The organism is Alteromonas sp. LMIT006 (assembly GCF_024300645.1).
In the GTDB taxonomy this organism is placed as follows: Bacteria; Pseudomonadota; Gammaproteobacteria; order Enterobacterales; family Alteromonadaceae; genus Opacimonas; species Opacimonas immobilis.
The window spans coordinates 427,431-442,024 of the sequence record NZ_CP101291.1 but is presented as its reverse complement, the minus strand read 5'-3'; the positions used below and the strand labels follow the sequence as shown (position 1 = coordinate 442,024).

At 44.9% G+C, this 14,594-nt stretch carries 10 protein-coding genes; 6 read left to right on the top strand and 4 right to left on the bottom strand.

Annotated features, from left to right (window positions below; all coding sequences use genetic code 11):
- Window positions 1–57: 57 nt before the first annotated feature.
- On the bottom strand, window positions 58–819 hold the full coding sequence (locus NLG07_RS02050) for a DeoR/GlpR family DNA-binding transcription regulator (RefSeq protein WP_254856052.1): 762 nt from the start codon (window positions 817–819) through the stop codon (window positions 58–60).
- A gap of 114 nt (window positions 820–933) precedes the next feature.
- On the opposite strand from NLG07_RS02050, the gene glpK reads away from it, so the two are divergent.
- Window positions 934–2,418, top strand: a complete 1,485-nt coding sequence (gene glpK / locus NLG07_RS02045; protein WP_254856051.1) for a glycerol kinase GlpK — start codon at window positions 934–936, stop codon at window positions 2,416–2,418.
- On the opposite strand, the gene NLG07_RS02040 is transcribed toward glpK, so the two are convergent.
- Window positions 2,415–2,867, bottom strand: coding sequence for a methylglyoxal synthase (locus tag NLG07_RS02040; protein ID WP_254856050.1), 453 nt, complete (start codon window positions 2,865–2,867; stop codon window positions 2,415–2,417). The genes glpK and NLG07_RS02040 overlap by 4 nt on opposite strands.
- A 75-nt stretch (window positions 2,868–2,942) precedes the next feature.
- On the opposite strand from NLG07_RS02040, the gene NLG07_RS02035 reads away from it, so the two are divergent.
- A complete protein-coding gene (locus NLG07_RS02035; protein WP_254856049.1) occupies window positions 2,943–5,228 on the top strand; it encodes an alpha-amylase family glycosyl hydrolase in 2,286 nt (761 codons plus the stop codon).
- 70 nt (window positions 5,229–5,298) lie between these two features.
- Window positions 5,299–5,532: a hypothetical protein gene (locus tag NLG07_RS02030; protein WP_254856048.1), complete on the top strand. Its 234-nt coding sequence runs from the start codon at window positions 5,299–5,301 to the stop codon at window positions 5,530–5,532.
- A gap of 6 nt (window positions 5,533–5,538) precedes the next feature.
- On the opposite strand, the gene NLG07_RS02025 is transcribed toward NLG07_RS02030, so the two are convergent.
- On the bottom strand, window positions 5,539–6,690 hold the full coding sequence (locus NLG07_RS02025) for a DNA alkylation repair protein (RefSeq protein WP_254856047.1): 1,152 nt from the start codon (window positions 6,688–6,690) through the stop codon (window positions 5,539–5,541).
- Window positions 6,691–6,791: 101 nt separating this feature from the next.
- On the opposite strand from NLG07_RS02025, the gene NLG07_RS02020 reads away from it, so the two are divergent.
- Window positions 6,792–7,754 carry a carbohydrate kinase gene (locus NLG07_RS02020; protein WP_254856046.1) on the top strand — a complete coding sequence of 321 codons (963 nt, stop codon included), beginning with the start codon at window positions 6,792–6,794 and terminating at the stop codon, window positions 7,752–7,754.
- 104 nt (window positions 7,755–7,858) lie between these two features.
- A complete protein-coding gene (gnd, locus tag NLG07_RS02015) occupies window positions 7,859–9,331 on the top strand; it encodes a decarboxylating NADP(+)-dependent phosphogluconate dehydrogenase (protein ID WP_254856045.1) in 1,473 nt (490 codons plus the stop codon).
- A gap of 12 nt (window positions 9,332–9,343) precedes the next feature.
- Here the strand turns inward: gnd and NLG07_RS02010 are convergent, their stop codons facing one another.
- On the bottom strand, window positions 9,344–9,583 hold the full coding sequence (locus tag NLG07_RS02010; protein WP_254856044.1) for a VF530 family DNA-binding protein: 240 nt from the start codon (window positions 9,581–9,583) through the stop codon (window positions 9,344–9,346).
- Window positions 9,584–9,866: 283 nt separating this feature from the next.
- Between NLG07_RS02010 and NLG07_RS02005 the strand changes: the two genes are divergently transcribed.
- Window positions 9,867–14,576 carry a family 16 glycosylhydrolase gene (locus NLG07_RS02005; RefSeq protein WP_254856043.1) on the top strand — a complete coding sequence of 1,570 codons (4,710 nt, stop codon included), beginning with the start codon at window positions 9,867–9,869 and terminating at the stop codon, window positions 14,574–14,576.
- The last annotated feature ends 18 nt before the right edge of the window (window positions 14,577–14,594 follow it).

Below are 14,594 nucleotides of genomic sequence, written 5' to 3'. Positions count from 1 at the left end.
ATTTGTTCATTTGAGAAAAAATATAGCACAAACGAAAATAAATGAAAGTTATTAAGGTTAAATTTTTATGAAACGAACATCATTTTGTTTCATTACACTCATTAATTCACTCGGCGCTTCCCGATCACACACAAAAGTATCGATTTGTGACATGTGAGCTTGCTCGACCATGGCTTGCCGATGAAACTTACTCCCATCGGCAACTAAGATATTGTGTTGTGCATGAGCCAGCATGGCCTGTGAGACCTTCACCTCGCGAAAGTCAAAGTCCAACAATGCCCCGTTGGATTCGATACCACTGATCCCCAAAATGCTAAAATCCATACGAAATTGCTGAATAAAGTCACGGGTTGCTTCACCTATGATCCCGCCATCTTGAAAACGCACTTCACCTCCAGCAATAATGACCGAAAAGTCTTGTTTTTGGGACAGAATGCTTGCTGCATTTATATTGTTGGTAACGACGGTTAAGCCTTGATGTTGCAAGAGTTGTTCTGCCACTATTTCATTGGTTGTGCCGATGTTGATGAACAGAGATGCATTGTTTGGGATAAGCTGAGCGACGCGCTTAGCAATCGCAAGTTTGGCGTTTTGGTTTTCGGCTTTGCGTTGCTGATATGGGGTGTTTTCGATGCTTGATTCGATGCTTGCAGCACCGCCGTGATGGCGTTTGATTTTGCCTTCATCAGCAAGTGTATTAAGGTCTCGACGCAAGGTTTGCGGCGTCACTTTATAGCGCTTCGTTAACTCCTCTATGGTCATATAGCCCTGTTCTTTTACTACGTTGACAATGTCGTATAAGCGTTGTGCTTGTTTCATACCAATATCTTCAATTCTTTAAGTTGTAGTGTTTTAGAAAATGTTCGAAAACGAAAATTTTATGTTGTAAAAACCATGTTAATTTGCTTAGATATACAAAAACAAGGAGACCACATGACTCACTATATCCTATCCATCGATCAAGGCACAACGTCTTCTCGTGCAATTATTTTTGATGCGGCGGGTACGCGTATTGCCCAAGCGCAACAAGAGTTTGCGCAACATTTTCCGCAGGATGGGTGGGTTGAGCATATGCCAGACGATTTGTGGCAAACGACTTTAGACAGCTGTCGACAAGCCATAACTGACGCTGGCATTGACGCGTCTCAAATAGCAACCTGTGGAATAACCAACCAACGTGAGACAACTTTGGTATGGGAGAAAACAACAGGGAAATGCATATATCCTGCAATCGTGTGGCAAGACCGTCGTACAGCACAGTATTGCGCAGAATTTAAACAAGACAAAAAGCTTATAGCGGATATTCAGCAGAAGACCGGATTACTGTTAGATCCTTATTTTTCTGCAAGTAAAGTGCGTTGGATCTTAGATTATGTCGAAGGCGCACAAAGTCGAGCCGAAGCGGGTGAGTTATTATTTGGGACGGTGGATTGTTTTATCTTATGGCAATTGACTAAAGGCACTGCACATAAGACGGATGCGACCAATGCCTCACGCACGCTATTGTTTAATATTCAAAAGCAAGAATGGGACAAAGAATTGCTCAAGCTTTTCAATATCCCAGCAGTCATGCTCCCGCAGGTCGAAGACAGTGCAGCGGATTTTGGTCATATTCACTCAGATTGGTTGGGTTCAGCCATTCCTGTACAAGGTATTGCAGGCGATCAACAAGCCGCTCTATTTGGTCAAACGTGTTTCAAACCAGGTATGGCAAAAAGTACTTATGGCACAGGTTGTTTTATGATTGTCAACACCGGTGAGCAATGTGTTGTATCGGACAATCGTCTGTTGACGACCGTTGCTTATCGGATTGATGGGAAACCCACCTATGCGTTAGAGGGCAGTATTTTTATGGCGGGTGCAACGATTCAATGGTTGCGAGATGGTTTGCAAATTATTCAACACGCCAAAGAAACCGAAGCGTTGGCTAAGCAAGTAAAACAGAACAATTCTGTTATTATGGTGCCCGCGTTTACAGGGCTAGGCGCACCGTATTGGGAACCCAATGCTCGAGGTGCGATTTTTGGGTTAACTCGTGATACAGGTATCAAAGAGATTGTTGCAGCGGCATTGCAATCGGTCGGGTTACAAACCAAAGATTTACAAAAAGCAATGGAGCAAGATGGTCAACGCCCAACAACGTTGCGCGTAGATGGTGGCATGGTGCACAACCAATGGCTGATGCAATATTTAGCCGATATATTGGGGGCTCCAGTGCATGTGCCAAAAGTCACTGAAACGACGGCATTAGGGGTTGCTTATTTAGCAGGGTACCAATATGGAATATATGACTCTCTCGAGCAGATAGGTGAGCTGTGGCAGTTGCAACAGGATTACACGCCTAACTGGTCAAAAACCGAACGAGATGAGCAATATTCACAGTGGCAATCTGCTGTCAAAAGAGTCATCCAAGCTTAACGGTTAGCTTCATAACTAGAATAATCCGGGTGTTGATAAGTATAACTTTGATTAAGTAAAGGGGAGCTTATCAACATATCCGCCGTACTTGGGTTACATGCAACCGGAATGTTCCATACAGCAGCGATCCTTAGAAGCGCTTTGATATCAGGATCATGTGGCATGGCTGCGAATGGGTCCCAAAAAAAGAACAAAACGTCACACCCTTGTTCAGCGATCATTGCGCCAATTTGTTGATCGCCACCCATCGGCCCACTCAGTAGTGCAGTCAATTCTAATTGAGCCACATTTGCAATCAATTTTGCCGTCGTCCCCGTTGCATAAAGTTGATGTTTTGCAAGATGGTTTCGATGGTCTAAACACCACTTTGCGAGTGTGTCTTTCATATTGTCATGTGCTACCAGTGCAATGCGTTTCTGTTTTGGAGATTGATGGGTCGTATATTGCATAATATTAAGTTATGGTTAGTATATGTTATGTTTATATATGAAAGCGTTTCAAGGCGCAAAGATTTTGGAGTAAAAATGCGTGTATTTTTGTTGTTCTGTATGACGTTGACTCTTGTGGGATGTGGTGGAGGCAGTGCTGACTCTGTTTCCGTCACGCCAGTGAACACACCGTCTAATCAAGCGCCAGAAATTACTTCATTTACTTTGGCGAATGTATCTGAGCAAGGATTAGTAACCTTAAATTGGCAAGTGACAGATAGTGATACGACCAATTTGCGTTGTACTTTGACAATGCAAGGGGCATCGCCAGAAACGCATCAAGTGAATAATTGTATTTTGACCACACAGTTTGTGTTTACAGTGGCTCAAAATGGAACCTATAGCGCACGGTTAGACGTCAGTGATGGAAGTGAAACAACCTCCCAGACACTGGCAGTGACAGTTACTCAAATTCCGCCACCGGATACTAGTATACGCACTATGAAGATTTATTATCTTCACTCAAGTGGTTTTTATGCTGGCTGGGGCTTGCATTTGTGGGGCAATTCAGTCGACCCTCAGTATGTTACGACCTGGCAAAATGCCATGCCCCCAACCCGTGTGGAAAACGATTATGCGTATTGGGAAGTACCGATTATTGATGAAGACCAAATTTTTAGTTTTATTGTGCATTTTGGCGACCTCAAAAGTCCGAATTACGATTTGATCCTTACTCCTGCGACCTTTGGTGATACCGTGTGGGTCACTGAAGGCAGTGTCGCGGCAGAAGGGCCTGGAATAACGGCGACTCCATTTAGCACTGAGGCCGAAGCAAGAGCGGCATTAGAACAAGTCATGGCAAACAATGGCAATGAAAGCGAGAGGCTAGATTTTTCTTCCATAGAGCCACTACCGGTAGAGCAAAATATCGCTGATGATTGGTGGCAAAGCGCCAATTTTATGGAGATTTATGTCCGTGGGTATCAAGACTCTGATGGGGATGGAGTCGGAGATTTTAATGGTTTGACCCAGCGACTTCCGTATTTAGCTGAGCTTGGGATTACCGCACTTTGGTTGATGCCCATCATGGAGTCAGCGGATAACGATCACGGCTATGAAACGCAAAATTATCGAGATGTTGAAAGCGATTATGGCACTTTAGCTGATTTTCAAAATATGTTGGATGAGGCTGACCGTTTAGGGATCGCGATAATTATTGATTACGTGATGAATCATGCAGCATCACAAAATCCATTGTTCCAAGATGCGGCCTCAAGTCCGAATCATCCGTTGCGAGATTGGTTTATTTGGAATGATACAGTGGATAATCGCTGGCAGCTGTGGGGACGCACACCCTGGCGCAATAGCCCGTATGGGGTGTATTACGGCGCATTTACCGAGCGCATGCCAGATTTTAATTTGCGCAATCAAGCGGTGTTGGACTATCACAAAGACAGTATGCGATTTTGGCTCAACATGGGGGTGGATGGATTTCGTTTTGATGCGGTTGGAGTACTGATTGAAAACGGCATCGGTCAGCTTGAAAATCAGCCGCAAAACCTAACGGTGATGGGGGAAATGGCGTCTGTTCTAGATGATTATCCTTATGCCTATATTGTGTGCGAAGCGCCAGGACAATTTCGCGATATGGCCAAACCTGATAGTTGTGTGAACGCGTTTAATTTCAGTGCTGGGCATACCATCTTGGAAAGTGTGCGCAATCGCAGTATTTCGGCTGGATTACTCAATGAACTCAATCAAGCGAACCGCGATCAAATGCCGATGATATTGGCCAATCATGATTTTTTTGCGGGTAATCGTGTATATAACCAACTCAATGGTGATATGACGCAGTATCGTTTGGCCAGTGCAATGTACCTATTGCTCTCTCCACAACCGTTTACGTATTACGGTGAGGAGATCGGAATGGCTGCTGGGGCGAATATGCAACCTGACGCATCATTACGCACGCCAATGAGTTGGAATAACGACGCTACACATGCGGGATTTTCAACGAGTACTCCGTTTCGGGCTTTATCTCAAAATGCCTCTGTGAACAATGTTGAAGCCCAGCAGTTAGATAGTTCGTCTTTGTATTATTGGTATCAATCTTTGTATGCATTGCGCAGTGCGCATCCGGTGATAAGTACTGGTGAGATGAACGTGTTAACTAGCAGCAATGAGCGCGTACTTGCCTTTACTCGAACGCATGAAGATTCTAAGTATCTTGTTGCTATCAACGTAGGGAGCCAAAGTGGGACGTTGAGCCATGCGTTGGGACAATCTGCTCTGAGTCTTTTGAATACTGACGACGTTTCTTTCTCGGCTAGCATGGTTTTGCCTCCAGGTTTTGTCGGCGTCTGGCAACTAGCCACTGAATAGATCTCGATCAAGTCAACGGACCTTCTCCCAATCTATAATTAATCTGTAATAGGTTGGGATGTAAAATGGTATGTCTGATAGCGCGTTGATAACGATGTTAAAAATCGTCATGGTAGTGGGGATTAGTTTAATTTTGCTCGGTGTGTATTTCCATGTGTATTCAGATTATATGCACAGCCTAGGTGTCACTGGTATTATCATCAGTGCCTGTTGCGTCGCAATAGGCATGATTATGTCGATACCAACAAAAATGTACCTCACGTTTATCCTAGTCAAACGCGCAAGCGAAAAAAGCGATAGTTAATTTCGGCTACAACTCTAATTCAAAATCCACATGTCCACACGATGTTCCATTTATCTGGACTTCTATTGAATGTTCCCCAGCATAGTAAGTTCGGGTACTGATGGGTTTGATGGTATGGGATTTGATAATCTCCACGGTCTGTTCAGCAGGGATTACGAGTTCCTTCCATTTGAATACTTTGGGGCTTTTTGTTCCGTTGGCTTTTTGATGCCAAACAACGTAATCAATCATCATGCGTTGTTCCTGAGCTGAGGTACTTTCAATTGACAGCTGAATGTCGATTGCTCCTCCCATCAGTATCGATGCGCTTGAAAGCGTCAGAACGACATTCGCTTGTACCCCGCCAAAACCGAATAGCGCCAAGGTTTGAATATGACCTTGTTTAAGCAAGGTGCGACATCCATGTTTGAGTAAACGTTGTCTGGCTTTATCAAGTTGCCACCATGATGTTGCAGTTGCACACACCCAATCAGGATGAAGCTTACTGTGATCGTTTAGATGGTTAGCAACGGATTTTCGTACATAATCACTAGGGTCGTCTTTTAATGCATCCAATATTGGTAAGCTTAACTTTGGATCGGCACCAAGTTCTGGGAGCTTCATCCCCCAAGGTAGAACCGGTCTGGTGCCTTCCGAAGCAAGGCGTCGAACATGCTGATTCGAGTGCTTAGTCCAGTGCAAACATTGTGCGAGAGTGCGCTTGGGAAAGTCTCGTAAAAAAGGCCGTATAGCAAACTCAGCACTGAATCGGCTGGTCATGGCTTCAAGCGCCGTCATACTCAACGCAAAATGTGCATCCGTTACTCCTCTGAGTGCAACAAAATCCGCACATGGCATAATCATCCAACCAGAAATGCCTTCCGGAGCAAAATCTTGGATAGTCCAGCCTGCTTGCGCTGCATCCACTCTTAACGCGTCAAAATCGGGCGCCAGTGAGGCCATTAAGGTCGCAATAGCATCAGCAAAATCGTGCGGTAAATGGTTGACTAAGGCTTGAGTAATTTGTTGTGAACGCGCCTTAAACTCCAAGGATTCGATGTTATGACTTGCTTCATGGACAAAATTTTCAAGTGGGAAATCAGGATAATTCGCGGTTATTGTTTTGCCAAGAGCCGTAATGGATTGATGGTTATAGTGTTGTTTGAAAGACTTTGGCATAGTAAATTCTCAAAGTAACTTAATCGATTAAGTTTTGCTTGTAACTGTGTAAAATAATTGTTAGTTTAACATCGTGTGTTCAATTTTGAGTGAATAAAAAAGTGAAAGCAATTTACTGTATTGGCGAGTTACTGATTGATTTTGTGTGTACCGACAAAGGGACAGACTTATCCATAGGTGAGAATTTTTTAAAAAAACCAGGCGGAGCCCCTGCTAACGTTGCTGCAGCGGCAGCGCGTCTCGGTGGTAATGCGCATTTTGTCGGAGCTGTGGGAACGGACCCTTTTGGCAATTTTTTGGCTGATTACATTACTCAATTCGGGGTAGATACTGATTTGTTGCAACGTTCAGACCGACCGACAACGCTCGCATTTGTTGCCTTAGCTGAAGACGGCGAACGCGATTTTGTGTTCAATCGAGGTGCTGATGCTGATCTGCAACTTAACGATGAGTTGCTGGATATGATCAATCGCGGTGGTTTGTATCACTTTGGGGCGGCGACTTGTTTTTTACCAGGTGCACTCAAAGAAACCTATCGCATTGTATTAGACAGCGTCAAAGATAAAGGGAATTTTATTAGTTTTGATCCGAACTATCGGGATGCGTTTTGGGCTGGACATGAAAAAGAATTTGTTGCGCACTGCCAACCGTTCATTGAAAAAGCCAATGTGGTTAAAGTCAGTGATGAGGAGCTTGAGTTGCTCACCGGTCAAAAGGATATTGAACAGGGTGCTCAGCAACTATTAGACAAAGGTCCGGAGGTGATATTTGTAACATTAGGCGCGAAAGGATGTTATGTCGCTACTCATGAAGAGCATTTTATTATCCCGCCATATCAGATTGATGTTCAAGATACGACAGGTGCCGGAGACGCTTTCATTGGCGCGATACTGTATCAAGTTGCGGTACAGGGGTGGCATACCGATAAGGAACATTTAACCAGTTATGTGCAATTTGCGTCAAAAGTAGGTGGTCTTGTGTGCTCCAAACTTGGTGCCATGACCGCACTTCCGACTCTCGAACAAGTGAATTCAACTGTATTTGTTGAAAAAACAGCCAGCTGATTCAGAGAACCTATACCCAGTATTCGATTTGTTTGTGTTAGGTGCGTGATTACGTCATAATTACGCATCTTTTTATTCCTTTTTCATTTGTTTGGAGCACATGCATGAAAGCATTGTCGGATATTGGTTTAGTGGGTTTGGCTGTAATGGGGGAAAATCTCATTCTGAATATGGCATCCAAAGGCTATACAGTCACCGCCTTTAACCGTTCTTATGACAAAGTGGAAAAGTTTCTAAATGGTCGAGCTCAAGGTAAAACCATTCGCGGTGCAAAGGACATACCTGAGTTTGTTGCGTCGTTAGAAAAACCCCGTAAGGTCATGCTAATGGTCAAAGCTGGCCAACCAGTCGATGATTTTATCGAAAAGCTCATCCCACATTTAGAACCCGGTGACATCATCATTGATGGCGGCAACACGCATTATCCAGATACTAATCGACGCACTCAGTATTTACGTGAAAAAGGCTTACACTTTATTGGTACTGGCGTTTCAGGTGGTGAAGAAGGTGCGTTAACCGGTCCTTCAATCATGCCAGGCGGTGCCCCAGAGGCGTGGCACAGCGTCAAAGACATTTTCCAAAATATCTCAGCCAAAGTAACCGATACTGCAACGGGGGAGCAAGCGCCATGTTGTGACTGGGTCGGTGAAGACGGCGCTGGCCACTTTGTCAAAATGGTGCACAACGGAATCGAATATGGTGATATGCAGCTGATTTGTGAGGCATATCATATTATGCATGACGTGGTCGGTTTGAATTCAGACGAAATCGCTGATGTACTAGAAGAGTGGTCGAAGACTGAGCTCGATTCTTACTTAATTGATATCAGTATTGATATTTGTCGTTATAAAGATACAGATGGCTCACCATTGGTTGAAAAAATCCTCGACACGGCTGGCCAAAAAGGTACCGGGAAATGGACCGGGGTGACGGCGCTGGAGTTAGGGATCCCTCTTACTTTAATCGCTGAATCGGTATTTGCGCGTTGTATCAGTGCACAAAAAGATGCACGTGTAGCGGCTTCATCGGTGTTATCTGGTCCGTCAAAAGCTAAATTTACTGGCGACAAACAATCCTTTTTAGAAAGTTTACGTCAGGCATTGCTGATGGCGAAAATGATTTCATACGCCCAAGGCTATGATTTGATGACTGAAGCGGCCAAAGAGTTTGGCTGGCACCTTAACTATGGTGGCATCGCATTAATGTGGCGTGGCGGTTGTATTATTCGCTCGGCCTTCTTAGACAACATCAAAGTTGCCTATGATAACAATCCCGAATTGTCTAACTTGTTGCTTGATCCCTACTTTAGTGAGACAGTGCAGAATGCACAAAGCGGTCTGCGCCAGGTGTTAGGTCAATCGATTAGTGTAGGCATTCCGACGCCTTGTTTATCAGCGGCATTGAATTATTTTGATTCGTATCGCACAGCTCGACTGCCTGCTAACCTATTACAAGCACAACGCGATTATTTTGGTGCGCACACCTATGAGCGTTTAGATGGTCCTCGTGGTGAATTCCACCATACCAATTGGACAGGACGCGGTGGCGATACTGCCTCAACGACTTACGATGTGTAAAACAAAAGGGAGCTAAACGCTCCCTTTTTTGTCACCAAAGAATGTCTCGAGATACAAGGCTTCCACTTTATCCCTCGCCCAAGGAGTGCGTCGCAAAAACTTCAGTGACGATTTGATCGAAGGGTCTTTGCTAAAACAGTTGATGCGGATTCGGGCATACAGAGGAGACCAGCCGTAATGGGCCTGTAGTTCAGTCACTATTTGTTCCAGCTTTATGCCATGAAGAGGGTTGTTGGGTTGTTGTTGTGTCACGTGATAGCTTGTTCATACATAATTTTATTCAGTATGAAGGAAGGCCTTACAAATGACAAGAGAAGGGGTTAAGAGCTTGTTAATGATTAGAGTGCGCACACTTTTTCGTCATAATGTTGTTACTTTTTTTTAACATTGCACCTTGACCTTTACACTCACAAGGTTATAATCCGAGGGTGGAAGCGCTTACATTTTTGATTATTCGCTTATTTTTTGCATAATTAATGAAAGCGCTTACAATTTCGAAGCACAAAAACAACCACTGTTTGTAATGGGCATGACAATGAAGAAAACACTCTTGAATAAATCAAGAATCGCAGCGATTTTAGCCGCAGCAACCCTTGTCGGTTGTGGTGGCAGTGCCAGTGATTCAGCGACAGTTACTGATATTACAACTGTCAATCCAATACAACCTGTCACTGATTGGCAGCTAGTTTGGGCAGACGAATTTGATGGCAATGCCATCGATGCAGAAAAATGGTCCCACGAAGTCAACTGTGACGGCGGCGGCAACCAAGAACTTCAGTGCTACACTGATTCCGCAGAGAACTCGTTTGTCTCTGACGGCACACTAAAAATTGTAGCCAAACTCAATGAAGGTGCCACAGGTGATAGTGATGATGATTACACCTCAGCCCGACTAAATACTCAATACAAAGGCGACTTTAAGTACGGTCGTATTGAGATGCGTGCAAAATTGCCAAAAGGTCAAGGTACATGGCCTGCCTTTTGGATGATGCCGACAGATTCTGTATACGGCGGCTGGCCGAAGTCTGGTGAAGTCGATATTGTCGAAGCAGTCAACCTTGGCGCAGACCGTGCCGATGGTTCTGAGGAAACTAATATCTATGGCACGATTCATTATGGCGCTGGACCAAGCAGTGATTTTTCTGGTGCGGCTCATACGCCATCAAGTAACCCAGCTGATTCGTTCAATCGCTATGCAATTGAATGGCAAGAGGGTGAAATTCGTTGGTACTTCAATGACGTATTGTATGCGACCCAAAGACAGTCTGAGTTGCGAACTAATTCAAGCGGCGAGGTAACAGGTTTACGTCATCGCGGTTGGTATGCTGAACTCTATGATATTGCGACGGGTCAATTAGAGACAGATTACTCTTCTGCTCCTTTTGACCAAGATTTCTTCTTGATTTTGAACCTTGCAGTAGGTGGTTCGTGGCCGTCATCAGTCAATGAAGGTGGTGTTGATCCGACGATGTTTACTGGTGCAGGTCAAACATATGAAATTGATTATGTTCGCGTGTATCAATGTGCAGCAGACCCACAAACAGGTCGTGGCTGTGAAACGACGGCGCCAGGTTATAATGTGCCAGTAGAAGATGGTGGTAAACTTGTTTCAGGTAAAGCACCTTCTCCAACACTTTCTGCCGGCGAACCGGATCCTATTACTATTTTTGATGATGAAACAAACTTAAGCTGGGTGGCTTGGGACTGCTGCGGCGGCACCACTCCTGCATTGGTCGCTGACGACGCGGCTCGTGGCAATGTTTACGAGTTCACCGTATCTGAATCAGGCGGTGCAAACGGCACGGTATTTGGTTTCATTACGCGTTCTTTGTTCTTACCACAAGATCCTTCATTAGGTATTTCTGCGGCGCCACATAATGCTCTGGCCATGGCTGAAAGTGGTTATGTAACATTTGACGTCAAGGTCATGTCACAGCCGACCGATGCTGACGCACGTTGGATGTTTAAAATAGAAGCAGATGAAGGAAATGCAGGAGCATGGGAACAGCCGTTGTCTAACTTTGGCCCAGCACCAAGTGTGGGTCAATGGACAACATATCAAATCCCACTTGCTGACATTCAAGCAGCTGGTGTTGATTTGACTTCACTTGATGTCATTATGGTATTCCCAGAGTGGATGCGTGGTGCTGGTGCGGTATTCCGTATGGACAATGTTGCCATTTTAGACGGCGCAGCAACGGGTGGAACGCCTGATGTTGTGTATGAACCAGCAGCGTTTACTGAAGCATTCGGTAATGCATCGGTCACTGATAACACGTTTATTTTCCCAACAGGGGCAGAAGCATGGGCTGGTTTTGCTAACTTAAATGACAGCATTTACCCAATGCAATTCCCGAATGGTGGTTCAATTAGCTTCACGGCATTTGTGCCTGAAGGTAGCCCTGACGTAGATGTGCGTTTCGTATTCGAATTTAACCCATATCCAGACGTCAATCCAACCTTTGGTTCGGATGTAGTCACGGTATCCGGTTCGGAAGCTCGTACTTATACAATTGAATTACCTGCGCAAGATGCAGAGAATACGTATTCATCATTCTTGCTGTACCTTAATACCCAAGATGCACCAGTAAACATTACTAATGTCGTGGTTACGCAAAAAGGCATCTCGGCGGGTACGCCAGACGTGGATTACGATCCTGCAGCGTTTACCGAAGCGTTTGGTAATGCGTCTATCACAGATGGTAACACTTATCTCTTCCCCACAGGGGCTGAGGCATGGGCTGGTTTTGCTAACTTAAATGATAGCATCTACCCAATGGAATTCCCGAACGGCGGTAAAGTTACATTCCGTGCGGCGATTCCAGAAGGTGGTGTGGCAGTTGATGTACGCTATGTCTTTGAATTCAACCCATATCCAGATGTGAATCCAACCTTTGGCACAGACGTGGTGACAGTAAATACCACTGAATTAACGACTTATACAGTTGAATTCCCTGCACAAGATGCGGGTAATACATATAGCTCATTCTTGATGTATCTAAATACTCAAGATGCGCCGGTAACCATTACCGATGTCGTTGTGACTCAAAAAGGTCAAGCAGGTGCAGTTGCTGCTGATGTAGAAACTGACCCAGCGGCGTTTACTGAGGCATTTGGTAACGCGTCAGTTACCGAGGGCACTTTTGTGTTCCCAACTGGGGCAGAAGATTGGGCTGGTTTTGCAAACATGACTGATACTATGTATCCGTTGCAGTTCCCTAACGGCGGCAAAATTACCTTCACTGGTTCAGCCCCGGAAGGCAGCTCGGGTGCGAATGTACGCTTTGTGTTTGAATTTAATCCGTATCCAGACGTCAATCCAACATTTGGTGTGGGTCCAGTGTTTGTATCAGGTGCAGAAGCAACCTATACCATTGAGATTCCAGCACAAGATGCGGAAAATACATATAGCTCTTTCTTGATGTATCTCAACGACCGTGATGCGCCAGTCAATGTATCTAATGTTGTTGTGACTCAATATCAAATTGGCGACCTAGAATTACCAGCCGGTGGTAACACAGGTGGTGACGCTGGTGGCGACACAGGCGGTGATACTGGTGGCGACACTGGTGGTTCAAGCTCACCATATGCGGTCATGCAACCATTTGCTGATTCAGGCGCAGTGAAAGACGGCGATACTTATACTGTTCCAAATGATGCAGTAGAGTGGGCTGGTTTCGCGAATGACAATGCAACGTTATATCCATTTAATTTTGCAAACGGCGGTACCATTACGTTTACTGCAGCGTTACCTGAAGGTGGAGCACAGGCTGACGTTCGTTTCCGTTTTGAAAATGCACCTTACCCAGATGTAAACCCTGCATTTGATGCGGGTACAATTTCTGTTAGTACTACGACTCCGACAACGTACACAATTAATGTCGAAGCTCGTCCAGCAGAAGAAAATTACAGCTCTCTATTAATGTATGTTGACACGCGCGATACGCCGGTGATTATTACAAATATTGAGGTAACTGAAACGCCAATGCCTGGTGAGGAAGTTGCTACGGCTGTGATGCAACCATTTGCGGATTCAGGTGCTGTGAAGGACGGTGATACTTACACCGTTCCTGCAGCGGCAGTGGACTGGGCTGGATTTGCAAACGATAATGCTGATTTGTATCCCTTCAATTTCGCAAATGGCGGTACAATTACATTTACTGCTTCTATCCCAGAGGGTGGTGCTACTGCAGATGTTCGTTTCCGTTTCGAAAACGCACCCTATCCTGACGTCAATCCAGCGTTTAACGCAGGTAGCGTGACTGTTGATGCATCAACTCCGACCTCGTATACCATTACGGTAGAAGCTCGTCCAGCAGATGAAAACTACAGTTCATTGTTGATGTATGTGGATACCCGTGATGCTCCAGTTACTATTACCAATATAGTAGTAACAGAAGCTGAAGCGACGGTCACAGCAGCAAATGCAGTAATGCAACCCTTTGCAGATTCGGGTGCAATTAAGGACGGTGATACTTACACCGTCCCTACTAGCGCAGTAGAGTGGGCAGGGTTTGCAAATGACAATGCGGAGCTGTACCCATTTAATTTTGCCAACGGCGGTACCATTACGTTTACTGCAGCGTTACCTGAGGGTGGGGCTCAGGCTGACGTGCGTTTCCGTTTCGAAAACGCACCTTACCCTGATGTAAATCCTGCGTTCGATGCAGGTTCTGTTTCGGTAAGTACGACAACAGCAACAACTTATACAATTAATATAGAAGCTCGTCCTGCAGAAGAAAACTACAGCTCATTATTGATGTATGTAGATACACGTGATACGCCTGTAATAATTACAAATATTGTGGTGTCAGAGAACCCTGCGGCTGGTGAAGCAGTTGCAACTGCTGTAATGCAACCATTTGCAGATTCAGGTGCAGTAAAAGATGGTGACACTTATACTGTTCCTGCTACAGCAGTAGAATGGGCAGGTTTCGCAAACGATAACGCGGATTTGTATCCATTTAATTTTGCAACGGGTGGCACAATTACATTTACTGGAGCCATACCAGGTGATGGCACTCCTGCTGACGTGCGCTTCCGTTTTGAAAAAGCTCCATATCCTGATGTAAACCCTGCATTCGACGCAGGCACTATAACGGTGAGTGGTGTTGATGAAAATACTTACACCATAACTGTGCCAGCACAAGATGCGGCAAATAATTACAGCTCATTACTGATGTACGTTGATACACGGGATGCACCAGTGATCGTGAAAAATATCGTTGTTACTGATTCTGAGTAATGACTGGAGCATAGAGAG

Coding starts and splice junctions, on each gene's coding strand:
- NLG07_RS02035 (WP_254856049.1), top strand. CDS start 2,943: ATGCGTGTATTTTTGTTGTTCTGTATGACGTTGACTCTTGTGGGATGT.
- glpK (WP_254856051.1), top strand. CDS start 934: ATGACTCACTATATCCTATCCATCGATCAAGGCACAACGTCTTCTCGT.
- NLG07_RS02050 (WP_254856052.1), bottom strand. CDS start 819: ATGAAACAAGCACAACGCTTATACGACATTGTCAACGTAGTAAAAGAA.
- NLG07_RS02005 (WP_254856043.1), top strand. CDS start 9,867: ATGAAGAAAACACTCTTGAATAAATCAAGAATCGCAGCGATTTTAGCC.
- NLG07_RS02040 (WP_254856050.1), bottom strand. CDS start 2,867: ATGCAATATACGACCCATCAATCTCCAAAACAGAAACGCATTGCACTG.
- NLG07_RS02025 (WP_254856047.1), bottom strand. CDS start 6,690: ATGCCAAAGTCTTTCAAACAACACTATAACCATCAATCCATTACGGCT.
- gnd (WP_254856045.1), top strand. CDS start 7,859: ATGAAAGCATTGTCGGATATTGGTTTAGTGGGTTTGGCTGTAATGGGG.
- NLG07_RS02030 (WP_254856048.1), top strand. CDS start 5,299: ATGTCTGATAGCGCGTTGATAACGATGTTAAAAATCGTCATGGTAGTG.